We start from the raw sequence: 24226 nt of genomic DNA, 5'->3' as shown, positions 1-24226 counted from the left end.
TTAAAGGTCTTTTTTTAGATGTTCTCTTTCAAATTCCCGGGTCAAACGTATTATTTCCTGGCATAATTTTGCCATTTCTATGGTCTGTTTTTCCAGCTTAAAGAGATAAGCTGCGGCTTTCTTTTCGGAAAAATTTCGATACAGGAGCTTTACAATCTGGTTATAATTGACCCCGACTGCTCTAAACTGTCCATATAAAGTAGTAAGCCGCATATAATAATCCATAGTCGATTTATCAATTTTTACTGTTTTAATGGTTCTCTGAAAGAGGCTGGCGGTGATAAAATGAGCCATTATTTTCATTCCCGACTGTTCAAAGAGAGAATGAAACCTGGCATTTTCTTCAGCATTCAAGCTAATTGAATACCGAAATACGGCGGGATCTTTTTTAGGATTTCGCCCGCCTTTTTTGGGTCTGTGCAGATTATTGTTTTCCATACTGGTCCATTTATGATTGTAATAAAACTTCGACTCCGGAGAAGTTTTCCGGCTCCCGGCCAGGGCAAGGGTTCTGAGCTGCGGAATTCATTTCCAGCAGCTCAGAACACACCTTGCTGTGTTCCGGTGAACACTAAAATCCGTCCTTCGGAGCGGATTATAGATAGCAGGGAAAACAGCTTCGAGCTGTTCTTTAAGAATCTTTGATTTATTGAAATAAGTATCCTCATTCTCCATTTTGAAATCTTTTGACAAAGTTCGGGCAGAGTGATGAGAGAATCACCACTGAACTAAGCGCCAAATGAAGCCAATGAGTGCCAATGAGTGTCATGAGAAATTACTTCACATGCCCATATTCTTTCTTTGCTTTAAGGTTTTACAGAAATACATTCAGGTATATGTGCCTGCAAATGGAAAGAAAACCTGTTAGGTTTCTGTAGGGACGGGCAATTGCTAAAGAGTAAATATGTAAAACTATAAAAGCATACTTCTGTAAAAGCGCTAAAGCATATTGATTGTAAAAATTACCTCATGCAAAACTTCAAAGGTTTCGGTAAAAGCATACAGAAATGAGGAAACATATAAATACAGTAATAGGGGGAATTTACCAAACGGTAAAAAGGGAATGCAAAAATATAGGCAGATATGCATTTACATCCCTGCACAGTTTTCAATAAAAACCATTATAAATATTTAATCTGATGACTTTAAAACAACCATTAAAAATCAGTTTCTCTACCCCAAAGGGAGGAGTAGGGAAAACAACCATCACAGCCATTATTGCAAGTGTTTTGCATTTTCGGTTAGGATTTAGTGTACTTATAGTAGACTGCGACTTTCCGCAGTATAGTCTTGATAAAATGAGGGAGAGGGATCTCAAAACAGTGATGCAGAACGACTATCATAAAAAAGCTGCTATAAAACTGTATCAGCATATCAATAAAAAAGCCTATCCCATTATTCGGTGCAAATCTGAAGATGCGTTGGAAATGGCAGCGGAGTATGTTAGTGGCTCGGATCTTCATTTTGATTTCATTTTTTTTGATCTACCGGGAACTGCGAATACTCCAGGTGTACTAACGACCTTGAGAAGTATGGAATTTATTTTTTCTCCTATAACTGCTGATCGTCTGGTTATAGAAAGCACATTAAGCTTCGCGAAAGCATTTCTTCAGCTTCCTGAGACCACTGCCGGGGCTAAAGAACAAGCTTTCTGGTTATTTTGGAATCAGGTAGACGGCAGGGAAAGAACTAATCTGTATGATGCCTATGAGACTGTTATTGAAGAGTTGGAATTGTCTGTAATGAATACAAAGATCATGGACAGTAAACGTTTCCGTAAAGAAACGGAAGAAAGCGGGAACTATATATTCAGATCAAGTTTACTAGCCCCCGAAGAAAAGTTAATGAGAATGACCAGGATGGATCTTTTTATAGAGGAATTCCTAAGAATTATAAAACGTTAATACGGTAAGCTATGGAATCTGATAAAATTAAAAAGAGCTTTGAAAAGCCTCTTGTTGATGAGGCTTCTATCATGGATATAATGAGTGGTAATCTATCTGTCCCAACTAATCAAATCCCCAAACAGGATGCTGAAACCAAAGAAGGCAAACCCCGGGAAAGGCGAAAAGAAAACTTCCCAAAGAAAATAAGCTATGAAGAGGTATTTCTTATCAATCGTTATCCATCGGGTCGCAATGGCAAAGTCGTCTATATACGTCCTGAATTTCACGAGCGGTTACTCCGTATTGTTCAATTGACCCGGGAAGAAAAAACAACATTGTACAGTTATATCGATAATATTTTTGAACATCATTTCAAAGAATTCGGGACTGATATTACTGATTTCTTCAATGAACGAAACAAACCCATCCTATAAGAAACCAAACTCATCTATTATCATTATGGAAACACTCATTGTAATATGCCTTCTTGTGGTCATTGTTTTATTGCTGCAAGATAAGATCGTCATCCAAAAAACAGAGAAAAAGAAGATCACCCGTGAAAAGCGGGTCATTACATTACCTGATATCATGGGATTGCCAAAACCTGTTAAGCGCCTTTGGAGGCCAAATAGTGCCATTGAGCGCCAAGATTCTAAGCAAGAGGACAAAACCAATAATTTTGATCATGAGATCGAAAAGAAAGATCTTAATAAACAAATTCCGCAGGAAGAGCTGGATGAAGTTTTTGGAGATGTACCTGATTTGAAAGAAGAAGAAGAGGAGTGGAACAGGTATGGAGTTTCCGATGGTGAAGAAGGTTTTGCCATGGGGGTCACCTTTGAAGAACTGGGTACCGTGGGGATGGTGCTTCGGGCAGAAAACCCGGAGCCCTCTTTGCAAAAACAAGCGGTAGATATTGTTCACAGAATACAGGGAACCGAACTCTTCAGCCTATTGGAAAACTCTATGGAAGGAGCTTCAAGAAGAATAGCCGAGCTATTGGACCAAAGGCTTTCCTTAACAGAGACTGATTCCGGTTCTTCCATTATGCGGAGTGATACATCTAATGATTTTGATATAGAAGCCTTTATTTAAAAAGCGTCCTAACTCATTTAAAAAAGTATTATGTATGAAAATAGAACTGAAAAACATTCACTTCAGCCAGCAGCTTAGTGAGGAGTCCAATGCATTCTCAGCCAACTTATATATAGAAGGTGTAAAGGCTGGTAGTGTTTCTAACCGGGGGCGTGGTGGTCCCACTGTCTGTAAGGCTGTAGATGAAAGGGGGGATCAACTTATTATTGCTGCTGAGAACTATTGTCATTCACTGCCGTCGGAAAAATCCGGCTTAGGTAGTGAGCAGTATGAATTGAAAATGGATCTTGGAAGATACGTCGATAAGCTGCTTGTGAAATACCTGCAGGAAAAGGAAAATCAAAAGTTCCAAAAGAAACTTGAAACGGCAATCGAAAGGGGTATTGTTGTAGGTATTCCTGGTAAGTCATTTGAAGTGTGGGAGTTTACACAGCCTATAGGAATATTGCTTCAGCATCCGAAAGGACCTGATATGATTAAAAGAGCTCTTAAAGAAGATATAATTTCGGAATTAACGGGAGGGAAAATCATTATGAACACCAATATTCCTCAAAAATTGTTAGAGGAAGCCGGATTAAAAAAGAGTCAATATGCAGGACCGGTTTCTGACGAATCTACCATAAAGCAAAAGGTAAATAAGCAGCAGAGGAAAGGTCCTAAACTATGAGTTGTGGGATATAGACCCTACAGCAATAAGGACATTAGCAAAAACTAATGTCCTTATTGGTTGCTGTTTATTTTCTTCAAAGAGTTGGTAAGCTTCTTCCTATGAATGGAATCTGAGAACTGCCTGAACCCAATAGAGAATGTGTCTTATGTTGCGAGTTCAATTGCCATTTCATCAAAGTAAGAGCACTGCGCCCAAAGGGTTTTGTTACCAATAACATAAATCCTTTTTTTAGCCCTGGTGACTGCTACATTCAGCATATTGGGTTTTTGGGAAGCCCAATTTCTTGCGCCTGGAGATGCAGGGTCACTTCCCAGCACCAGAAATACAATATCGGCTTCTTTTCCCTGAAACTTGTGAATAGTTCCGCAGGATACTGCTGGGTTTTCCTTAAATTCAGCCTTACAAGTATTGGCAACTGTTTTAAACGGTGAAATTACATATACACTACCTGTGAAACCTGCTTTTTGAAGTTCGTTTATCTTCGACTTTAACTCTTGGATCTCATCCTTTAATGCATGTTTATTGATAGGTGGGTTGTTGTCAGCGATATGGAACCACTGCGAGGGTCCAATATAATGATCTGTAGTATTTTCTTTAACAGCTTTTACCATCTGCTCACCGTACGCAATTCTATTGGCGATGGTAAACATGGGATCGTCACACCTTCTATGGGCACGCAAAGGATATCCCGTCCATATCAGCTCTTCTGAAAAGCCATTTTGCATATACGTTCCCGTTGTAGAAATTCTATCTGCCAATTGTTGAGCTGATGTTTGAGAGGGTGACCATATTTTATCTACTTTATTTTCCTGCCTTAATTTAAACACTAATTGGGAAGGAATGGTAACTACAGGTTCAACCTGCAGAGGATCTCCGATAATAATACTGCGCCTGGATCGGTGTAAACTTCCGGCAGCAAATTGAGGAGACGCCTGTCCAGCTTCGTCTATGAGAAGCCATCCGATCTGGTCTTTATTCATATTGGGAAATAATTTACCTGCTGAAGCCAGGGTCGTAGAAACCACAGGAACACAAAGGAAAAATGTACTCCATAAATTTTGAGATAAGCCTGCTGCGACGTTTACCCTTCCGGTCAGCATTTCAAAAAATGTATTAAGATTGTTTTTTACTTTTACGGCATTGCTTAAAATGGCATATTTATGCAGATCAAGACTCAGCAGGAAAATAGTACTCCTTAGTTTGGCTATTGCAGGGGAGTAATAGGGCATTCTAAGATGAATTTCATCTAAGGGCAATGTTTCAAAGTCTTCATCAAAAAGATGTTGATAGTCTATTCCATATTCCAAATGTAGATTTTCTCTGAGGCGGAGGTACAGATCAATAGATTTATGTACGGAGATGACTTGTTGGACAGCTTTTCCTTTTTTTGAAGTGACAGAATCCAACTGATCGTTTATTTGTTCCAGCTGACTTTTAACAGCCTCATGTTTTGTTCGAAGGGTATTGTACTCATTAAAACAATTATCTGCCTGTGCTTTCCATTCCTGATAGGTTTTGGAGTTAAAGAGCTTATGGAAAATAAAAAAGGAGGGTTTGTTTGTTGTTAAAAAATCCATTGCTTTTTGGATTTTTTCAATGCTTTCCTTTGCATTCATTTCCTGGGATAGAGCTGCTGATCTTGCAGATTCTAATTTTTTGAGTTCAGTTTCAAGAACAGCTATTATATCCTGTAGCCTGGTTCTTTCTGCTTTGTCTTTCAGATAGGCAGATAATGACTCATGAAATGTTCCGGCCTGCTGTTTGAAAACTTCAAATTTATCCAGGTGCTTTCTCAGTTCATCTCTTGTTTCATTGAACTTCTTTTGAAAATTTGCACTTTGATCATTTTGTTTATCCTTATAGACCGCCATCAGGACATCTTTAAATCCGGTCACCCCATTTTTTTTGTCACTTTCCCAAAAAGCATCCTTAAAATCGGAGCGGTTTTTCGCTTTTCCTAGCGCAGCACTGAGTATACCCCAACTCTTTTCTTCAATAAGTTTTCCGGCAGACTCAGAAAAATAGTCTGCATCAGGAAATGTATCTCTGTCAATTTTTATCTCTGCAGGAAGCTCTTTCGTTATATTTTCTACTGCTGAATTGTTATTGCTGGCAACTACAATCCCGTAATCACCCATTAATTTCTCATTGAGATCATAGGTCCATAAATCCCATCCATTTTCTTGTTCAATTTTAGAAGGCCTTTTTTCAAATAGATTACTTGCCCCCAGCTCCGAAAGCACCTTGGCTCTTCTTACTACAATCTCTGCGATTACATCCAGTAATAAGGTTGTTTTTCCGGTTCCTGGAGGACCGTTTATTCCCTGTATCCCCAAATCATAGCCTATTTGTGAGAAGACCGTGTTGAGGGCACCTGCCTGGGCGGTATATAATCCAAATTTGATGGAAGAAGGCCAGCGGCCTGCCGTCATTAATTTGGGGTGAATGCTTTCGAATAAATATTTTTTCTCATTAATCAGGTCCTTTCTGTTCTTCTCTGAAATAGAAAGATTTAAATACTCCTGAAGGGTCTTTCCATATTGCTTAGGGTTTACATCTGATAAATAGCTCAAATCAGTTAGATAGAAACTATTCAAAAAACCGGTCTCAGGTTTTGAAGTTTTATACACTTCTTTGGCCAGCAAAAAGACCTCAATACGGTTATTGTTCCATCCTTTTACATGATCTGTAAGGGAGTCTAGTTCTGTTTTAAGATGGAGTGGGGTGAGTGTATCTCCTTTTCTGGCAAGTTCTTCATTGCCCGTTTGAGGCTGTGGTGGAATATTGTAGCGCAGTTCAAAATCTTCCTGGGCTTTTATTAGAACGGAACTGATCGTAGATAAATCTTCTTTTTGTTCCAAAAGGCTAATCCCCAAAGCATAGGCAGCAGGTACGTAACTTCTTTCGTCCGGCCTGCCATCTTCATCCAATAGCAAAGCGGATAAACAGGTATAGCCTGTTATCGGATCTTCCCAATCCTGTTTTTCATTTTCAGTGCCCAGTAATGTGTCAATATAATTGATGACCTTTTTCTTTTCGATCCTGCCAAAGATTAGGGTGTACTGCCATTTATAATCTTCTTTTGCAGGAGCCCTTTCTGCCTGCAGCCATGGGAAAATAGTATTTTCTCTAAGTATTGAAGAATCTTTATTAAAATCAGGAAGGTCGAAAATTTCAACATTCCTCCAAAAACTTAAAATATGTTGTTCTGAAGTCAAAGCGTTGTGATTTATTAGCCTCTATATTACAAAAAAATATCTATCCTGCAATTCCGGTGTTGGGTTTTACATTCCGTTTCTAAGCCATTTAACGCCACTGAGTGCCAAAGAATGCCATTTCGAGATGACCGGCTAAGTCCTCTAATACATTTGTTTCCAGTCCTGCAGAGAGCAGGAATAACAAAACCAATTACCAGGGTTTATGATAGAAAAGCAGAGAAGAAATTTTGCTGCCTTGGCTTGTAACGTAGAGTACAACTGCTAAGGGAAAATGGTAAACCTGTAATAAAAAGCAAAAAATAGTATGGAACGTGAATTACCGACAGTCAACCTGGATGGGACTGATTTTATTGTCGATGTGAATAAGCTCGAACTCAGAGAGAAGGCGAATCCTTCTAATGTCATAACCCTTGAGGATATGAGTGATATTGGTGACGGATATGTGTATGATCGTTTGATCATCCCTGAATTTGTAAAATTGGACCCGGAAGGAATGTCCGCCAAATACAAGATTGATGATCTTACCGATAAAACTGATTTTGACCTGATGGTCGATCAGGAAGCTTTCGATAAGCGGGTCAAGGGGATGCTTCCAACTGTGGACATTGCAGGACATGTGTTCTACGTGGATCTGAAGATGGATATGATGCGTCCTCACGATGATTTCCTGTCCAATGGAATCGTGTTCGACGAGATTGAGCATTACTTTTCGGAGGAAGACAATGCTTATATTATTCCCTATAATCCTGTGACTCGTGAGTTTCAGGAATTTGAATCAGACCACGATAAGATCACGGAATTTCCCAAAGATTTGATCGCAGTACAATTTCCCTTTCAAAAAGACCTTGACCCGATAGGCTGGAACAGAATGGGCGGTTGGGATATCAAGGATGACTTAAAGCAAATTGGTTTGCAATCTCATTTCGAGGCTAAAATTTTACCATGGGGAGAAACCTGGGTTGCTGATATTATTAAAGAAAATCTCGAAAGACAAAATAAGCAAGAAAAAATAAAGAAACCGGAGGTAAAACCGGAGCCTCCTAAAGTGCAAAAAAATAAAGGAAGAAAAATGTAAAGCTTCGGGATTTATAAGACCCGGATTAATAGCTATTCATCCCATTTATTTAGGGCGTCTCATCTGTACAGATGGGACGTTTTTTTTATCTCAAAATCCTGAGTTCAGCGCCACTAAAAGCCAAACGATTCCACTGAGCGTCAATGTGTAAATCAGGCTCCAATGCCCCAATACATTTGTTTCCAAGCCTGCAGAAAGCAGGAAATCACTAACCAATTAATGTGTTTTAACATGGAAAAACAAAGAAAAAAGCTCTTGCTGATGGGGATGGTATTACTGTCAGTTTCGGGGGTGTTTGCTCAGGGCAATGGTACTGCCGGTATTAACGAAGCCACTCAGATGGTTACCTCTTATTTTGACCCTGCTACGAAGCTGATCTATGCTATTGGAGCTGTCGTGGGACTGATCGGCGGGGTCAAGGTGTATAACAAATTTAGCAGCGGTGATCCGGATACGAGTAAGACGGCTGCAAGCTGGTTTGGTGCCTGTATTTTTTTGATCGTCGCAGCGACGATCCTTCGTTCATTTTTTCTCTAACAGCAGCCTTATGAATAACTATAATATCAATAAAGGTATTGGGCGCAGCGTGGAATTTAAGGGCCTTAAGGCACAGTACCTCTTCATATTCGCAGGCGGGTTGTTGGGAATCCTCATTCTCGTGATGATTCTTTATATGGCAGGGGTTAACTCCTACATCTGCCTGTTTATAGGCGGTGGCGGAGCTACACTCATCGTGTGGCAGACTTTTAAGTTGAACAAAAAATACGGTGAACATGGGCTGATGAAAATCGACGCCGTAAAAAGCCATCCCAGATATATCATCTGCCGTAAGCCTATCCATCGCTATCTGAAATCATCCCTTAAAAATCCCGCCCTATGAGAAATATGAGCAAGACCAGCACGCTGGAAAGTAAGTTTCCTCTGTTGGCGGTAGAAGACCACTGTATCATTTCCAAGGAGGCTGATATTACCGCCTGTTTCAGGGTACATCTCCCGGAGCTTTTTACGGTGGCAGCTCCGGAGTATGAAGCCATTCATTCTGCCTGGCATAAAGCAGTAAAAACACTTCCGGATTATACAGTAATCCATAAACAGGATTGGTACATCAAGGAAAACTACGCACCGGATATGAGTACGGAAGGATTGAGTTTTTTAGCAAAGTCCTATCAGGGGCATTTCAATGAGAGACCGTTCCTGAATCATTACTGCTATTTGTTTATCACCAAGACTTCGAAAGAGAGAATGAGAATGCAGAGCAACTTTTCATCCCTCTGCAAAGGAATTTTGGTTCCAAAGGAGATCAGGGATCGGGAGGCGGTTTCGAGGTTTATGGAATCTGTCAGCCAGTTTGAAAGGATTGTCAACGATTCAGGACTCATAAAATTGGAACGTCTGACCGAAGATGAGATTATCGGAACTGAGGGTAAGCAAGGACTATTGGAACAGTACTTTACGCTGTCAAGACAACCCGGAACATCATTACAGGATATTGCCCTGGGAGCAGAAGAAATGCGTATCGGTAATAACAGGCTTTGTCTTCATACGCTGTCTGATACCGATGATCTGCCGGGAACCGTTTCTACGGATCTCCGGTACGAAAAATTATCGACCGACCGAAGCGACTGCCGTTTGTCTTTTGCCGCTCCGGTGGGCTTACTGCTCAACTGTAATCATATCTACAATCAATACCTGTTCCTTGATAACAGTGAGGATAACCTGAGGAAGTTTGAAAAATCAGCCAGGAATATGCACTCCCTTGGAAGATACAGCCGAAGCAACCAGATCAATAAAGAATGGATCGAGCAGTATTTGAATGAAGCCCATTCCTATGGTCTTTCCTCGATAAGAGCGCATTTTAATGTGATGGCATGGTCTGATGATCCTGTTGAACTGAAGCAGCTGAAGAATGATACAGGCAGTGCATTGGCACTGATGGAATGCAAACCCCGTCATAATACCACAGATGTTGCGACACTGTTTTGGGCAGGGATTCCTGGCAATGCCGGTGACTTTCCAAGTGAAGAAAGTTTTTATACGTTCATCGAACCTGCTCTGTGCTTTTTCACCGAAGAGACCAATTATCAAAATTCACTCTCCCCCTTCGGAATCAAGATGGCAGACCGGTTGACCGGAAATCCTATTCATTTAGATATCTCTGATCTTCCGATGAAAAAAGGGATTATCACCAACCGGAACAAATTTATTCTGGGACCATCAGGGAGCGGAAAATCTTTTTTCACAAACCATATGGTTAGGCAGTATTATGAGCAAGGCGCTCACGTACTTCTAGTTGATACGGGAAATTCTTATCAGGGACTATGTGAGCTGATCAAAGGAAAAACAAAAGGTGAGGACGGAGTTTATTTTACGTATACCGAAGATAATCCGATCGCCTTCAATCCTTTTTATACCGATGATGGAGTGTTCGATATTGAAAAAAGAGAAAGTATCAAAACCCTGATACTGACGCTCTGGAAAAGGGATGATGAACCGCCAACCCGGGCTGAAGAAGTTGCGCTGTCCAATGCGGTAAGTGGTTACATAGAAAAGATTAAAAGCCAAAATGAATATCCGTCTTTCAATAGTTTTTATGATTATGTGAGAGGTGGCTATCGCAAGATCCTGGAAGAAAAGCAGGTTCGTGAAAAAGATTTTGATATTGCTAATTTCCTAAACGTCCTTGAGCCTTATTACAGGGGCGGTGAATATGACTACCTGCTTAATTCCGAGAAACAGCTTGACCTTCTTTCTAAACGCTTTATCGTGTTTGAAATTGATGCGATCAAGGAACATAAAATTCTTTTTCCGGTAGTCACCATCATCATTATGGAGGTCTTTATTAACAAGATGAGAAGGCTAAAAGGCATCCGAAAGATGATTTTAATTGAAGAAGCCTGGAAGGCGATTGCCAAGGAGGGTATGGCGGAATATTTAAAATATTTGTTTAAGACGGTCAGAAAATTCTTTGGTGAGGCCATCGTCGTGACCCAGGAGGTTGACGACATTATTCGCTCGCCGATTGTCAAAGAAAGTATTATCAATAATTCCGACTGTAAAATCCTGCTTGATCAGCGTAAGTATATGAACAAGTTTGATGATATCCAGGCGATGCTCGGTTTGACCGATAAAGAAAAGGCACAGGTACTCTCCATCAATATGAATAATGATCCATCGCGATTTTATAAAGAGGTATGGATCGGGCTGGGGGAACCCACTCTGCAGTGTATGCTACTGAAGTGTCCGCGCAAGAGTACCTGGCCTATACAACTGAAGAAACGGAAAAGCTCGAAGTGATGCAGCTTGCTCAGGAGCTCGGTGGTAATGTCGAACTGGCCATCAAAAGAATAGCTGCTGACAAAAAAGAAAATCAATAAAGATTTCAACGATTTCATAACCTATTTAACATCCAAAAACAATGAAAAAATTCATGGTATTGGTGAGTACAGCCCTGTTATTGGCGTTCTCACCAGCAAAAGCACAATGGGTCGTTACTGACCCTACGAATCTCGCACAAGGTATTGTCAACTCTGCAGAACAAATTGTACAGACTTCCAGTACGGTAAGCAATACGCTTAAAAGCTTTCAGGAAGTTAAAAGAGTCTATGACCAGGGTAAAGAATACTACGACAAACTTAAAGCGGTCAACAATCTGGTCAAAGATGCCCGAAAGGTTCAGCAGACCGTCCTTATGGTTGGAAATATCTCGGAACTGTATGTTAACAGTTTCGGAAAGATGATGAATGATCCCAATTTTTCAGCGCAGGAGCTTACTGCAATTGCCTTTGGCTATTCAAAGCTTTTGAATGAAAGTGGAGATCTGCTTAAAGATCTCAAACAAATCATTAATGCTTCAAGCCTTTCCTTAAATGATAAGGAGCGTATGGAGATTGTTGATAAGGTCTATAAGGAGGTGAGCGAATACCATAAGCTCGTACGCTACTACACCAATAAGAATATTTCGGTGAGCTATCTCAGGGCCAAAAAGAAAAATGATGCACAGCGTGTGCTCCAGCTCTATGGAACGGGTAATCAGAAATATTGGTAAGCCCTTTTACTCACAAACTCTTTAAACTTTATTACTATGGACTTTAATAATCTTCATGAGATCCTTCGCTCGTTATACGACCAGATGCTTCCACTGTCCGCCACTATGGCGGCAGTGGCCAAAGGGGTTGCCGGACTCGGTGCCTTATTCTACGTCGCCCTGAAAGTGTGGCAGGCCCTGAGCCGTGCCGAACCTATCGATATGTTTCCATTATTAAGACCCTTTGCTTTGGGGATCTGCATTATGTTTTTTCCAACAATTGTGCTGGGGACCATTAATGGTGTCCTCAGTCCGGTGGTGAAAGGTACCCACGGAATGCTCGAAAATCAGGTATTGGATCTCAATAAATTACAAAAACAGAAAGACCAGCTGGAACGTGAAGCCATGCTCAGAAATCCCGAACAGGCTTATCTGATCTCCGATGAGGAATTTGATAAAAAGCTCGAAGAGTTGGGTTGGTCTCCATCCGACCTTGGAACGATGGCCGGAATGTATATGGAAAGGCAGACTTATGAATTTGAGCAGACGATAAAAAACTGGCTCCGGGATTTGTTGGAGATTCTTTTTCAGGCTGCAGCTCTGGTTATTGATACCATCCGGACCTTCTTTCTGATTGTTTTATCTATTCTTGGCCCTATTGCCTTTGCTATTTCGGTGTGGGATGGCTTTCAATCCACTTTAACACAATGGATATCGAGATATGTGAGTGTGTATTTGTGGCTTCCTGTAGCGGATATATTCAGCGCTATGCTGGCTAAGCTTCAATCCCTGATGCTGGAAAAAGATATCCAAAGTCTCTCGGACCCCAATTTCATCCCTGACGGCTCAAGTACCCTTTATACGATTTTTATGATTATAGGAATTGTAGGTTATTTCACTGTACCAACAGTAACAGGGTGGGTTATCCAGGCGGGTGGTGCCGGTAATTTCATGCGTAATGTTACTCAGACAGCACAGAAGGCGGGTAATGTTGCCGGAGCGGGTACCGGAGCAGCAGTCGGAAATATTGGAGGTCAGCTTCTGAAATAATCAGCCTTGTCAATCCTATACTATTTATCATAAAAATTTAAAAAATGGAATTTAAAACCCTCAGAAATATCGAGAACAGCTTCCGGCAGATCAGGCTTTACGCCCTCCTATTTGCGATGCTGTGTATCTCCGTGGTAGCATATGTCATCTGGCATTCGTACCGCTTTGCAGAAGCCCAGAGACAAAAGATCTATGTGCTGGACAATGGTAAATCATTAATGCTGGCGCTCTCTCAGGATGCTGCGATCAACCGTCCTGTTGAAGCTCGTGAGCATGTCCGCCGTTTCCATGAACTCTTCTTTACCCTGGCTCCCGATAAAAATGCGATTGAAAGTAATATGAAGCGGGCTTTCAATCTTGCCGATAAAAGTGCTTTCAATTATTACAAAGACTTGTCGGAGAAAGGCTATTACAACCGGATCATTTCAGGAAATATCCAGCAGCGTATTGAAGTGGACAGTGTTCAATGCGATTTTGATATCTATCCTTATGCCGTTAAAACTTTTGCGAGGCAGTACATTATTCGTTCAAGCAATTTGACAGAACGAAGCCTGGTTACTTCGTGCTACCTCCTCAATTCTGTCCGCTCGGACAGTAACCCTCAAGGATTTAACATTGAAAAATTCAGTGTGCTGGAAAATAAAGATTTGCGTGTCACAGAACGCTAAATAGAGTCTTCTTTGGGCTTATAAAACTGAAAAATAGTTACACCATGAAAAATGTAAGAACAATAATAAGCAATCGATGCGAAAAGCTCGATGGGAAGTGGCGGAAGCTATCTGCCAGAAAACAGAAAAAATGGGTGATCCTTTTTTTTACAGGGTACCTTCTTCTGACAGTAGGCGTGGTAATAACAGTCTGGTACGATGCCAAAACGAATACAGTAAAACAAAAATCGGTAACAGGTCATATCCGTAATCCGGTAGTAGAGCCAAAAGAATCCGGCTCGGATATCAAGAATTCATCAACACACATAAAAAATAACGATCATGATAGACAATGATAATAAACGGACGGTGAAGCTCACTGATGTGGGTCAACAGGAAAGTCCTGAATCGGAAGGGTCTTCAAAAGACAATCTTCAAAAGCTCAAAAAGCCACTTATTTTCGTCTTGATGGCTGTGGTATTTCTCGGATGTATGTACCTGATATTTGCACCATCATCGGATGCTGATGAAAAGCAGCAAACGGGTCTTAATGAAGCGGTACCACAAGCAACAGAAGCTGGAATGCAGGCTGATAAAGGAAAAGCATATGAAACAGATTTGCTGGATCAAAAGGAACTCGAAAAAAAGCAGTCACTCTCTGCCTTGTCAGCGTATTGGAATTCAGATAGCTCTTCCTCACAGTCTGGCATTGCAAGTACAGGAAACCCTGTATCAAATGGGGGAGGCTATGCCTCCTCTCAACATGAGGCTCTTAACAGCTACCGAAATATCCAGGGAACCTTGGGGAGTTTTTATCAGGACAATGGGCGAAGCTCGGAGCTTCAAAATGAGGTACGCTCCCTAAAGGCTCAATTGGCAGAAAGGGAAGCACCACCGGCCAATCCGGTCCAAAATCAGCTCGCCCTGATGGAGAAATCGTATCAATTGGCAGCCAAATATTTTCCTACAAGCGGTAATTCTGCTAAAACAGTGGAAAGAACTCCAAAAAATGTTCCAGATACAGCTAAGCAGGTCGTTCCAAAGGTTTCTTTTGCAGCACTGTATCCAGTTCAACAAAACGTAGTTTCTGCTTTGTATAGAGAACCTTCAGACTCTGCTTTTCTTTCTGAGTTGAGGCAGGTGAAAAACAGAAACTTTTATACTGCCGGAAAGGTCGCGGAAGCTAAGCAGGCAGTTAACAGCATCCGTGCCTGCATTCATGAAACGCAAACGATCACTGTTGATCAGACAGTCCGTATTCGGTTGTTAGAATCCATCCGACTTTCAAAACTGGCGATCCCTAAAGGAGCTGTAGTCACTGCTATTGCTAAGTTCCAGGGACTCAGGCTTCAGCTTTTGGTCGGGTCCATAGAATTTAATGGCCATATTATTCCAGTAGAGCTCACCGCCTTTGATTTGGATGGGCAATCGGGATTGGCAATCCCGTATTCTACTGAAAGAAGTGCCCTTACCGAAATGGCCGCCAATATGGGAAATACGGGAGGAACCAGCATCTCGTTGAGTTCCTCTACGGGACAACAGATCACCTCAGACCTGAGTAAAAGCGTCGTACAAGGCATCTCGGGTTACTTCGCAAAGAGGGTAAGAACGCCTAAGATCACCCTTAAAGCCGGACATAAAATCTTTCTGGTTGCCAAAAAATAATGATTAATTCAAAATTCAAAAAATATGAAACACCTATTAAAAAGTCTGCTGATGATTACGTTCCTGGTAAGCTTTACGTTACAACTTAAAGCCCAGCAGCAGGAAAGCATACCTGTCAATGATACTCTTACCACGGAATCAAGACTCAAAACCGGAAAAATAGCACCGTATTGGCTCACAGTAACCTATGACAAGACCACTCACATTATTTTCCCCTCTAAAATCAGGTATGTAGATATGGGGAGTGAATATCTGATCGCGGGAAAAGCGGATGACGCAGAAAATGTACTTCGCATTAAAGCTGCGGAACGTGATTTTGCGGCTGAAACCAATTTCTCTGTTATTACTGAAGACGGACGTTTCTATAATTTCGATGTGTTTTACAGCCGTTATCCTGCCACCTTAAACTATGATGTAAAAAAAATGCTGCAGACTCAGGAAAAGGAAAAAGTTAATGATGTTCTTTTCGATGATCTTGGCGGAAGCCAGCCCTCTTTAACGGAGGCAGCTATGAAAGCCATTTATACGAGGGATAAAAAGCGGATCAGACATATCGGTTCTTACAGCTTCGGAATCAGTTTTCTTCTCAAAGGTATTTACATTTACAATGGTAAATATTTTTTCCATACGGAACTCAAAAACGATACGAGTGTGCCCTTTCCTGTTGACTTTATGACTTTCAAAATCGTAGACAAGAAAACATCCAAACAAACGGTGGTGCAGGAAAATGAGCTTGTCCCTTTAAGAACCTATCTTCCTTTGACTGATGTCAAAGACACCCGCACAGAACGGAATGTTTTTTTGCTGGACCAATTTACTGTTGCTGATGATAAGGTTCTGGTTATTGAAATCTTCGAGAAAAACGGCGGGAGACATCAGAAATTAGAAGTGGAAAATATGGATCTGATCCACGCGAAACCAGTCACTGAGCTTAAACTCATCTTTTAATCTGATAAAAATAATAGAAATGAATACATATATTTTAGCCATTATGATGGTTGTAACCAGCATTACAAGCTTACAAGCCCAAAGGCTGATCAAAGGACAGAAAGGATTTGAAGTCAGCGCAGGTCTGATCTCGGATAAAAAAGCACTGCATGATTACTTTTATCTGCAGGTGGGAATGACAATTAACGGGAAAAACGGCGGGTACCAGCTTTGGGCTGTTGAGTATTCCCATAAGAAGCATGAATTTGAAAATTATGCTATTCCTGTAGAAACGTACTGCGGAGAAGGAGGGTACAGCTTTGCACTGCTCAGCGACTGGACAAAAAATATTTCTTTGAATATGGGAATAACCGGAGTTGCAGGATATGAAGTGATTAATCGTGGTGAGCGTGTATTGCCTAATGGAGCCGTCATTCAAAATAAGGACAGTTTTATTTATGGGGAGGATTGCGTCTTTCTTTAGAAACCTATTTGAGTGATCACGTGGTGATGCTGGTACAGGGCAGGACCAAAGCAGTCTGGGGAACTTCAGTCGAAAGATTCAGACCGTCTGCAGGTATCGGAATACGCTATATTTTTTAATTTTTAAATCTAAAACAATGAACTGTATTAATAATAAAAAAGTACCCTTTGTCCAAAGGTTACATTCTTTACTAACTATTTTGCCCATCCTGTTCATATTATTAACGCTCGCTTCCTGCGACAAAGAACTTGATGTAAAAACTGATTTTCCATTTGAACTGAAGGTGATGCCGGTTCCAAAGAGCATTACCAAAGGAGAAACGGTAACAATAAGATGCACTCTAAAACCCCAGGGGAACTATAAAGGTACAGAGTACTATATCCGATATTTTCAATTTGACGGACGGGGAAAGTTGCAGTTAGGAAATAATAAGCCGCTAAAGCCGAATGATTCTTACTCCTTAACTGAGCAGCAATTCAGATTGTATTATGTTTCTGAGTCGAATGTGACACAGGCATTTGATGTTTGGATTTCAAACAATCATGGACATGAGCAAAAAGTGAGTTTTCAGTTTAATGCTGCTGACTAGTAGTAGATAAAATAACATTAAAAAAGAAAGGATCTGCGCTTCAATTGGGCAGATCCTTTTTCATTAAAAAAAATCTTACCGGAATTTTGGTTTAATGTGCAATGAGAAGTTATTATCATTGTTAAAAAGGCATATGAAGAAATGAATGAGGTGAAATTAATTCTCATTAAAGAGAATTAATTTGATGTTCTGAATTAAAAAATGTACATTACTTTTTTAAATGTTTAGTTTTTTTTTCAGACTAAAATAACGCGCTCATGAACATTTTCTTACTGTCCTTGATTGACAAAAGAATTGAAGGGGCGATGATCAGGTTCTCTCAACTCCCGGTAAGGTCATCTCTTCTAAGTTCTAACTACCATGAACTTCTGGTAAAGCTTACCAAAAATGTTATTGATACTTATATCAGATTTTTTCAATGTGTCTATATTGTTCCAAAGGAATACGGCTATCGTCAAAATATGATGGTAAAAAGATTTGATCTTTCGGATGTCAGTCGGGAAAAGTTAAAGGGTATCGAAAAGATGCTTATAGATCTTATTCCAGTTCCTGTATGTACTTCTGTGATTCCGGTTAATCTTCGTATTCATCAATCGGGGCAGATATTTTTATACACTGGCATTGGTATTTTTGAAAGCACGCTTCGCTATGTCGTTTTCTCTCTTTATGAACTCTCAATACCCATGGCTTCCATACAATACAGTCCAGGTGTGCTGCAGTATCTTGAAACAGTCTTATATCAAGTTAATAATGATGAACCCTCGAAGTCTAAACCTCTTAGAAAACTGGCCGCCGATTATGGTAAGAACTACAATCAGTTTCAAAAGGATTGTAAGGATTATTTCGGCGATACTTTCCATCAGTTTCACAATAAGATGAAAATGCTTAATGTGTTGGAAGATATATTGTTTACGGCATATAGCTTAAAAGAGATCGCCTATAGAAACGATTTTTCAAATTATAACAGCATGTATTTTCTGTTTGGCAGAAAATATGGATTTCCCCTCTATTCTATTCCCAGATTGTTGACTGAAATTTAGTAAGATAGCGTCGATTGAAACTTTCGTTACTATTTTCAATATATCGGGTACTTTCTTCAATGATTTTTATACTTTTTTGTGTGTTTTGAGTACTATTTGATATTTAATTCTATTTTTTAATAGGGAGCTTTACTTCTGTGAAACAAACAGTTATTCCTATGAAAAAAGCTCTACCTATACTGCCTGTTATTATTGCGTACTTCTTTGTACTTCTTTTCTGCTATGCGGGTATCAGTAAAATGTTGGATTTTGAAAATTTTCAGGTACAGCTGGCACAGTCTCCATTGCTAAGTGCTTTTGCCGGACTGATTTCTTATTCTGTCATTATTGTAGAACTTATCATTGTATTATTACTCTGCATTAAAAGCACCAGGCTGATAGGTCTTTATCTTTCACTTGGTATCATGATCAGCTTTACGGTTTATATTTATCTCATTTTGAATTACAGTGATTTTGTACCCTGTTCCTGTGGAGGAATCCTTGAAAAACTTGGATGGACTGAGCATATGATCTTTAATATAGTCTGTGTTTTGATAGCTTTTGCAGGTATCTATATTTTAGAACAACAAAAAAGGAGAAAGTTAAACAGAACGCTGATCTGCACCGGAGCCGGAAGCCTTATATCTGTGGGGATGGTCATTGCTTTGTTTTTATCCTCGGAGAATATCATAAAAAAGGAAAATAATTTTACCCGGCGTTTTTTGCTGCATCCAATCATTGAGGGTAAAGCTTTAGATCTGGGAATTAATTCCTATTACTTTGCGGGAGTGGATGATGGGAAGATTTATCTGGGAAATAGTACGGCACCACTCATTTTAACTTCTGTAGATACCGCTTTGATGAAAAGTTCGGCTATGAAGATCCGCTTGGATAAGTCCGATTACAACTACCGGAACCTGCAGGTTCAGGTCAGTGGCAGTTATTATTATCTGTATGATGGCAGTGTTCCTGTTATATACAGAGGTGCTTTAGGAGATTCACTGGCACAAACCATCAGCTACAGAGATGCTTATTTTACACAGCTAGTCGTGAGAGATTCTGGAAAATTTGCCATCAGAACACAGAGCCGCCAAAACCAGCAATACATGCTGGGTACTCTGGATCTTAATGGAACTCCCAAACTGAAGTTGCAACCCACTATTCTTGAAAAACAAATAGACGGGGTGTTTGATTCAGATGGAAAGCTGATCGAGAGTTGGGGAGCGAAACAACTTATTTATACCTATTCGTACCGAAATCAATTTTTGGTTATGGACCATGATCTGGGTATTGTAAAGAAGTTCAACACGATCGATACAACGACTCGGGCTAAAATAGAAACCAGACAGCTTTCCAATGGAAACCATAAAATGACAGCACCCCCGCTATTGGTCAATAAAATGGTGACGGGTAATGGTCAGCTATTGTTTATCCAATCCAATTTGATGGGAAAATACGAGTCTGCAAAAGCATGGAAGAGTTCTGCGATCGTTGATGTATACCGAACAGACAGGCAAGAATACGTAGGAAGCTTTTATATACCGAACCGGAAAGAAAATGCGATATCACACATGTTGGCTACTGACAAGTATTTGTATGTGTTGATAGGAAATGAATTGATACGGTATCACTTCAGGATGCCATTGTAAGATACCAAACAAGGGGAAGCCGAAAACCTTATAGAGTAGGCACAATCATTCTTAGATTTTTTTATTATGAAAAAGTTCATTCTTCCTGCTGCCGTTATATTAATGGCTGCAGGCGCCGCTTTTGCGACAAAAGTAACAACAAGTAAACGCATCAATGTACCTGCGTATCGCATTGATGCGGTATCGGGACAATGTATCGATGCAAAACAGCAGTGTAGTAAAACTCCAGGAGAAACCTGTCTCTGGTCAGCGGACAATGCGACCCCACTACATGAGTTATCCGAAACCATGTGTGGTGAAGAGCTGTTTAAACCTGCCAATTAAACCTGTAAAAAAGCGAGGCTGTCCGAATGGGACAGCCTCGCTTTTAATGGTTATTAATCCATGGGACATTCTTCTTGTCTTTTAAAAAGTAGTCCCACCATTCTAGTACCTTTCGGTGCAGATCTTTTTTCTCGTCTGAACTTGCACCCAGAGCATGTCTTCCATTAGGGTAGAATAAGGTTACCACCTGTTTATTATGTCTTCGGAGCCCCATAAAAAATTCCATCGTCTGATCCCAGGGTACATTTTCATCCTGCTTTCCAGTCCAAAGTAACATCGGTGCGTTTACTTTTTCCACATCCAGTATTGGATTATTCTTAAGATAAGCAGATTTATCTATAGTATAAGACTTCATGTGAAATATACCGGTCTCATACTGCCAGAAATAAGGACCAGGAAAATGATAGTTAAATGAAAAATAAGAACGAATGATGTCAATGATCCCTGCGCCGGATATATACGCAGCAAATCGATTGGAATGGGTGGCAATGAAATTGGTTTCATACCCGCCGAAGGAGTGGCCAATCAGCCCAATTTTATTCATGTTAATATTGATGTTATTACTGACTCCATCCAAGGCTTTGTGTACGCAGTCCAATGCTGATAATCCTGGTCCGGATGCTCCCACAGCGGTATCTGGTAAGAGTACAAAATATCCCTTTTCCAAAAGGGTACGGATATCCAATTCATCACGGTTGTGATAACCGGGCGTTAAATATTGGTTTGATATCCTATTTTGAAGCTGGTAGATATGTACCACCATGGGATATTTTTTTGTTGGGTTAAAGTTCACGGGGTAGTACAATAGTCCTTTGAGGGGGAATCCATCGGCAGTTGTATAGTGGATCATATCCTGTTTTAATGCAAGACTACCTCGATCAGTCTTACTTTCAAAAGGTATCAATGCCTTCTTTTGCTCACCATCTTTAATGCAAGATAGGGTGGGAGGCATAGTATAGTTTTCTTCCAGTAAGCAAAAGTTTTTCAGTCCGTCATCATAAAGGATATTGCGTACAAAATTTCTTGTTGGAGGAACAATTTCCTTTTGCTTACCCTGTTTCCAGGTGAAGTAAGACGTTGTGGCATTGGATTCATAGAAAGCTTCTACTAGGAGAGGTCTTTTAAGATGAATGGTATGCAGGAAAAAATTCCATTTTTCAGACATCTTAGACTGATTGACATTCATGATCTTCGTTGCTTTTCCTGGCGCTACCTGCAATGCTGCTAATTTTTTGGTTTTGATCTCATAACGCCACAGATCATTCGGACTTTCAAAGAAAATATACAGACCATCCTCTGAAAAAGCGGGATTCTGTAGGTTAGGTTGGGAAATAACGCTTTTTGTCATGGATGCTAAATCAAAAAGTGACCATCTTTTTCCGTCTTCACTTCCCAAAAGGTATTGTCCATTGTAGGAACAGAAAATTTCAGATGAGCTGTATTGTACTCCATTTAGATCATCAATTTTGCGATAACTGTTCGCTAGTATATCATATATCTGTACATCCTTTAATTTTGGCTCTTCATTCAGATAATCATGCCCTTTTGTAGGATGAAAGGCTAAGAAATACCGCTCACTATTGATGGCTGTGATCACTGGATATCTGTCAGTTTGAAGTTCCTGCATTGTATTCACCTCCGGTCTCCATAGCCAATACCTGTTTTTAGTGATCCCTGTCTTTCTGGTTTTTAGATTTTCATCAGTTCCATACCAGATCTCTACCAGCTTGTTTTCAGGTTTTTTCGGGCTGTGGAGACTTATCAGTAAAGCCTTTCCCTCCTGAATTTCCATAACCTTATAATAATCATCTTTTTCGCTATAAACGGCAGGAAGTGAATCTGTTTTCCCGTTTAGGGTATTGATCAATACCATCAGACTTTTATTGGACTCTTTTTCGATCTCCTGTACCATTAGATATTTACCTGAAGTGGACAGCTCCATTTTTTTATGGTATTCAACGTTGTTCTCAGTATTTTGTTCTCTTTTCCCGAGAGGTCAATAATCTCCTGATGACCGGCATTCTGCCTGTAGATATACAGTTTTTTCTGACCGTCCGTAACAGGAAATTCCTTTACCCCTGTGATATATTGAAGTCTTTCATTATCGGTTGTATACACACTCAGATTAGTCTCATGATCTAAGATTGCGTATCTGCCCGTTAAAGAAAGGGGACAGGCTATTTTTACCTGATCATAATTTTTCCTGCTGCCTGTTTTCAGATTCCGGAACTCGGCTTTTCCTTGTCCAAAGACGAGTATTCCGTCCCCTTTAATAAAGGTTGCTTCTCCGCCCAGGGCTACTGTGCCTACCGGAACGTCAGGTTTTCGGGTATCTACTATGAGCAGTGTATCCTGGGTAAGATCATATCGCTTTCTTACCGCTACCCATCTTCCGTCGTCGGAATAGATGGGATTGGCCAGTCGTGAAAACCCCGATATCCAGCTTTGCAGAGTATCTTTTGTATTTTGTGCCGGACAATAGCCGCTCACAAACAAAATCAACAGCCATACTGTTTTTTTCATGTTAGTATCCTGTATTTTGAGGGTTCAGATTCGAGTTCAATAAAAGTTCCTGCTGTGGCAATGGCCATTGATCATGATAGGATTTCCAGTTGGGTTTCACCATAATGAGTGTATTTAGGCGGTTTGTACGTTTCAGGTCCAGAAAACGGTGTCCCATTTCGGTAAAGAACTCTTTTCTGTTTTCAAGTACAATTTCACCCAAAAGAGCAGACTGTGAGCTCGGATTTGTTAAAGCACTAAGACCTGCTCTCTGCCTTGTGGTATTAATAAAAGGCAATGCTTCCTGTAATTTATTTTGTTGCACCAAGGCTTCCGCTAACAGCAGGTACGCTTCTTCCAGACGAAATACAATAGAATATTCGTTGGTATTGTTGGTTCGGTTTTTATATTTATCTGCGCGATACCATGTAGTTCCATTGAAGGTTACTGTGGTCATCCAGTTCTGTTTGCGGAGGTCTCCATTTGAAAAAGAGCTGACCAGATCCTGTGACAATGCATAATTGGTGGGTGCTGCACTGGTAAAATAATAATTCATAGCCTCTTTGGTCGGATCGTTCGGATTTTTAGGTTTTAGCTGCCATAGGATGTGTGGTCCTGACTTTTGGAATACCTTGGTTGTATTATTTTCGAGCTGATATAATGGGCTTTGGACAATATTTTTCAAAACAAGCTCTGCATCATTCCATCGGTACTGAATCATATAAATTTTAGCCAGCATCAGCTGTGCGGTTTTTTTGTTGGGATAGATACGCTCCGCATTGCGGTAGTCATCGGTTAACAAATTGGCTGCCTGACTCAGGCCACTTTCCAAATGGGTTAGAATCTCGGAAGAGGTGGTTTTGGATAAGGTTTGATTGATCTGATAATTCGTAGTAACTGGATAGGGAATATCTCCGAAGATTTGCTGCAGATAGAAATACAATATCGCTCTCATAAGAAGGGCTTCACCCTTGATCCTGTTCTTTTCGACTGCAGGTAATGCCGGTGAATTTTCTACCCCTTCTATAATTGCATTTGCTATATAGATGTTTTGGTAAGCACCGGACCAATAGGAATAGATAATGGGATTGGCACTAATCTGCTGATTACGGTAGAGATCATATACTCCATTGGTGGATGTTGTGGCATAGCAATCTAGATCGTCAGTATAGGTTCCGAAAAGTTCACCGGCCTGATTTCCTGCTATGGGTGAATTATCCCGCATCCCTGCATACAAACCGGCAAGGGCTGCATTGGCAGTTTGCACATCTTCAAATACCTGCCCTGTGGTGATCTGGTTATTGGGAATTTCTACTTCAACCAATTTCTCACATGAGATACAAATTTTCAATAAGAAAAGTAGGATGGATATAAGCAGTATTTTAATTGTTTTCATGAGTAG

At 40.4% G+C, this 24226-nt stretch carries 22 protein-coding genes and 2 pseudogenes; 19 read left to right on the top strand and 5 right to left on the bottom strand.

Features of this window, described 5'->3' with window-relative positions; genetic code table 11:
• A complete protein-coding gene (gene mobA / locus LF886_RS19390) occupies positions 1-438 on the bottom strand; it encodes a conjugal transfer protein MobA (RefSeq protein WP_236851207.1) in 438 nt (145 codons plus the stop codon).
• 701 nt (positions 439-1139) lie between these two features.
• Here mobA and LF886_RS19385 point away from each other — a divergent pair.
• Genes LF886_RS19385 through LF886_RS19370 form a run of 4 tightly spaced genes read left to right on the top strand, consistent with a single transcriptional unit; the run spans position 1140 to position 3648 of the window.
• Positions 1140-1904, top strand: a complete 765-nt coding sequence (locus LF886_RS19385) for a ParA family protein (protein WP_410685146.1) — start codon at positions 1140-1142, stop codon at positions 1902-1904.
• Between the two features lie 11 nt (positions 1905-1915).
• Positions 1916-2320, top strand: coding sequence for a DUF3408 domain-containing protein (locus LF886_RS19380; RefSeq protein ID WP_236851206.1), 405 nt, complete (start codon positions 1916-1918; stop codon positions 2318-2320).
• A 25-nt stretch (positions 2321-2345) separates the two neighbouring features.
• Positions 2346-2981, top strand: coding sequence for a conjugal transfer protein TraD (locus LF886_RS19375; RefSeq protein WP_236851205.1), 636 nt, complete (start codon positions 2346-2348; stop codon positions 2979-2981).
• Positions 2982-3015: 34 nt separating this feature from the next.
• Positions 3016-3648 carry a hypothetical protein gene (locus tag LF886_RS19370; protein ID WP_236851204.1) on the top strand — a complete coding sequence of 211 codons (633 nt, stop codon included), beginning with the start codon at positions 3016-3018 and terminating at the stop codon, positions 3646-3648.
• A gap of 146 nt (positions 3649-3794) precedes the next feature.
• Here the strand turns inward: LF886_RS19370 and LF886_RS19365 are convergent, their stop codons facing one another.
• Entirely contained in the window at positions 3795-6869 is a 3075-nt protein-coding gene (locus LF886_RS19365) for a DEAD/DEAH box helicase (RefSeq protein WP_236851203.1), read from the bottom strand.
• A gap of 304 nt (positions 6870-7173) precedes the next feature.
• On the opposite strand from LF886_RS19365, the gene LF886_RS19360 reads away from it, so the two are divergent.
• The 15 genes and pseudogenes from LF886_RS19360 to LF886_RS19285 all read left to right on the top strand — a co-directional run bounded on the left by LF886_RS19360 (position 7174) and on the right by LF886_RS19285 (position 20322).
• Positions 7174-7944 carry a hypothetical protein gene (locus tag LF886_RS19360; protein ID WP_236851202.1) on the top strand — a complete coding sequence of 257 codons (771 nt, stop codon included), beginning with the start codon at positions 7174-7176 and terminating at the stop codon, positions 7942-7944.
• A gap of 231 nt (positions 7945-8175) precedes the next feature.
• On the top strand, positions 8176-8481 hold the full coding sequence (locus LF886_RS19355) for a DUF4134 domain-containing protein (RefSeq protein WP_410685143.1): 306 nt from the start codon (positions 8176-8178) through the stop codon (positions 8479-8481).
• Between the two features lie 10 nt (positions 8482-8491).
• Positions 8492-8824 carry a DUF4133 domain-containing protein gene (locus LF886_RS19350; RefSeq protein ID WP_236851201.1) on the top strand — a complete coding sequence of 111 codons (333 nt, stop codon included), beginning with the start codon at positions 8492-8494 and terminating at the stop codon, positions 8822-8824.
• A pseudogene (locus LF886_RS19345) lies at positions 8821-11318 on the top strand (TraG family conjugative transposon ATPase). The gene LF886_RS19350 and the pseudogene LF886_RS19345 overlap by 4 nt, the downstream one beginning before the upstream one ends.
• A gap of 41 nt (positions 11319-11359) precedes the next feature.
• Complete coding sequence (locus LF886_RS19340; protein WP_236851200.1) at positions 11360-11989, top strand: DUF4141 domain-containing protein; 630 nt, start codon at positions 11360-11362, stop codon at positions 11987-11989.
• A 36-nt stretch (positions 11990-12025) separates the two neighbouring features.
• A complete protein-coding gene (gene traJ / locus LF886_RS19335) occupies positions 12026-13018 on the top strand; it encodes a conjugative transposon protein TraJ (protein ID WP_236851199.1) in 993 nt (330 codons plus the stop codon).
• A gap of 44 nt (positions 13019-13062) precedes the next feature.
• Positions 13063-13686, top strand: coding sequence for a conjugative transposon protein TraK (gene traK, locus LF886_RS19330; RefSeq protein ID WP_236851198.1), 624 nt, complete (start codon positions 13063-13065; stop codon positions 13684-13686).
• Between the two features lie 44 nt (positions 13687-13730).
• Entirely contained in the window at positions 13731-14021 is a 291-nt protein-coding gene (locus tag LF886_RS19325; protein WP_236851197.1) for a nitrogen regulatory IIA protein, read from the top strand.
• Positions 14008-15330 carry a conjugative transposon protein TraM gene (gene traM / locus LF886_RS19320; protein WP_236851196.1) on the top strand — a complete coding sequence of 441 codons (1323 nt, stop codon included), beginning with the start codon at positions 14008-14010 and terminating at the stop codon, positions 15328-15330. Before LF886_RS19325 ends, traM begins: the two co-directional genes overlap by 14 nt.
• 24 nt (positions 15331-15354) lie before the next feature.
• Positions 15355-16278, top strand: a complete 924-nt coding sequence (gene traN, locus LF886_RS19315) for a conjugative transposon protein TraN (protein ID WP_236851195.1) — start codon at positions 15355-15357, stop codon at positions 16276-16278.
• 19 nt (positions 16279-16297) lie between these two features.
• Positions 16298-16860, top strand: a pseudogene (locus tag LF886_RS19310) (conjugal transfer protein TraO).
• A gap of 17 nt (positions 16861-16877) precedes the next feature.
• Positions 16878-17330, top strand: coding sequence for a DUF3872 domain-containing protein (locus tag LF886_RS19300; protein ID WP_236851193.1), 453 nt, complete (start codon positions 16878-16880; stop codon positions 17328-17330).
• A gap of 257 nt (positions 17331-17587) precedes the next feature.
• Positions 17588-18370: a helix-turn-helix domain-containing protein gene (locus LF886_RS19295; RefSeq protein WP_236851192.1), complete on the top strand. Its 783-nt coding sequence runs from the start codon at positions 17588-17590 to the stop codon at positions 18368-18370.
• Between the two features lie 158 nt (positions 18371-18528).
• Positions 18529-19998, top strand: a complete 1470-nt coding sequence (locus tag LF886_RS19290) for a DoxX family protein (RefSeq protein ID WP_236851191.1) — start codon at positions 18529-18531, stop codon at positions 19996-19998.
• Positions 19999-20064: 66 nt separating this feature from the next.
• Complete coding sequence (locus LF886_RS19285) at positions 20065-20322, top strand: DUF6520 family protein (RefSeq protein WP_236851190.1); 258 nt, start codon at positions 20065-20067, stop codon at positions 20320-20322.
• Positions 20323-20365: 43 nt separating this feature from the next.
• On the opposite strand, the gene LF886_RS19280 is transcribed toward LF886_RS19285, so the two are convergent.
• The 3 genes from LF886_RS19280 to LF886_RS19270 are packed head-to-tail and all read right to left on the bottom strand — an operon-like array spanning position 20366 to position 24220.
• The gene (locus LF886_RS19280) at positions 20366-22264 is read right to left on the bottom strand and encodes an alpha/beta hydrolase family protein (protein ID WP_236851189.1); all 1899 of its coding nucleotides are present in this window, start codon (positions 22262-22264) and stop codon (positions 20366-20368) included.
• A complete protein-coding gene (locus LF886_RS19275; RefSeq protein WP_236851188.1) occupies positions 22234-22845 on the bottom strand; it encodes a hypothetical protein in 612 nt (203 codons plus the stop codon). The genes LF886_RS19280 and LF886_RS19275 overlap by 31 nt, the downstream gene beginning before the upstream one ends.
• A gap of 1 nt (position 22846) precedes the next feature.
• Positions 22847-24220 (bottom strand): RagB/SusD family nutrient uptake outer membrane protein, encoded by a 1374-nt coding sequence (locus tag LF886_RS19270; protein ID WP_236851187.1) that lies wholly within the window; start codon positions 24218-24220, stop codon positions 22847-22849.
• Positions 24221-24226 lie beyond the last annotated feature (6 nt).

This window comes from Chryseobacterium sp. MEBOG07, from assembly GCF_021869745.1.
In the GTDB taxonomy this organism is placed as follows: Bacteria; Bacteroidota; Bacteroidia; order Flavobacteriales; family Weeksellaceae; genus Chryseobacterium; species Chryseobacterium viscerum.
The sequence above is the reverse complement of the archived record's forward strand: the minus strand, read 5'-3'. Positions and strand labels throughout refer to the sequence as shown.

Bases quoted from the DNA above. Each gene is read 5' to 3' on its own strand.
- LF886_RS19340 (WP_236851200.1), top strand. From the start codon at position 11,360: ATGAAAAAATTCATGGTATTGGTGAGTACAGCCCTGTTATTGGCGTTC.
- traM (WP_236851196.1), top strand. From the start codon at position 14,008: ATGATAGACAATGATAATAAACGGACGGTGAAGCTCACTGATGTGGGT.
- LF886_RS19360 (WP_236851202.1), top strand. From the start codon at position 7,174: ATGGAACGTGAATTACCGACAGTCAACCTGGATGGGACTGATTTTATT.
- traK (WP_236851198.1), top strand. From the start codon at position 13,063: ATGGAATTTAAAACCCTCAGAAATATCGAGAACAGCTTCCGGCAGATC.
- LF886_RS19380 (WP_236851206.1), top strand. From the start codon at position 1,916: ATGGAATCTGATAAAATTAAAAAGAGCTTTGAAAAGCCTCTTGTTGAT.
- LF886_RS19300 (WP_236851193.1), top strand. From the start codon at position 16,878: ATGAACTGTATTAATAATAAAAAAGTACCCTTTGTCCAAAGGTTACAT.
- LF886_RS19295 (WP_236851192.1), top strand. From the start codon at position 17,588: ATGAACATTTTCTTACTGTCCTTGATTGACAAAAGAATTGAAGGGGCG.
- LF886_RS19355 (WP_410685143.1), top strand. From the start codon at position 8,176: ATGGAAAAACAAAGAAAAAAGCTCTTGCTGATGGGGATGGTATTACTG.
- mobA (WP_236851207.1), bottom strand. From the start codon at position 438: ATGGAAAACAATAATCTGCACAGACCCAAAAAAGGCGGGCGAAATCCT.
- LF886_RS19350 (WP_236851201.1), top strand. From the start codon at position 8,492: ATGAATAACTATAATATCAATAAAGGTATTGGGCGCAGCGTGGAATTT.
- traJ (WP_236851199.1), top strand. From the start codon at position 12,026: ATGGACTTTAATAATCTTCATGAGATCCTTCGCTCGTTATACGACCAG.
- LF886_RS19370 (WP_236851204.1), top strand. From the start codon at position 3,016: ATGAAAATAGAACTGAAAAACATTCACTTCAGCCAGCAGCTTAGTGAG.
- traN (WP_236851195.1), top strand. From the start codon at position 15,355: ATGAAACACCTATTAAAAAGTCTGCTGATGATTACGTTCCTGGTAAGC.
- LF886_RS19270 (WP_236851187.1), bottom strand. From the start codon at position 24,220: ATGAAAACAATTAAAATACTGCTTATATCCATCCTACTTTTCTTATTG.
- LF886_RS19285 (WP_236851190.1), top strand. From the start codon at position 20,065: ATGAAAAAGTTCATTCTTCCTGCTGCCGTTATATTAATGGCTGCAGGC.
- LF886_RS19280 (WP_236851189.1), bottom strand. From the start codon at position 22,264: ATGGAGCTGTCCACTTCAGGTAAATATCTAATGGTACAGGAGATCGAA.
- LF886_RS19375 (WP_236851205.1), top strand. From the start codon at position 2,346: ATGGAAACACTCATTGTAATATGCCTTCTTGTGGTCATTGTTTTATTG.
- LF886_RS19290 (WP_236851191.1), top strand. From the start codon at position 18,529: ATGAAAAAAGCTCTACCTATACTGCCTGTTATTATTGCGTACTTCTTT.
- LF886_RS19385 (WP_410685146.1), top strand. From the start codon at position 1,140: ATGACTTTAAAACAACCATTAAAAATCAGTTTCTCTACCCCAAAGGGA.
- LF886_RS19325 (WP_236851197.1), top strand. From the start codon at position 13,731: ATGAAAAATGTAAGAACAATAATAAGCAATCGATGCGAAAAGCTCGAT.
- LF886_RS19275 (WP_236851188.1), bottom strand. From the start codon at position 22,845: ATGAAAAAAACAGTATGGCTGTTGATTTTGTTTGTGAGCGGCTATTGT.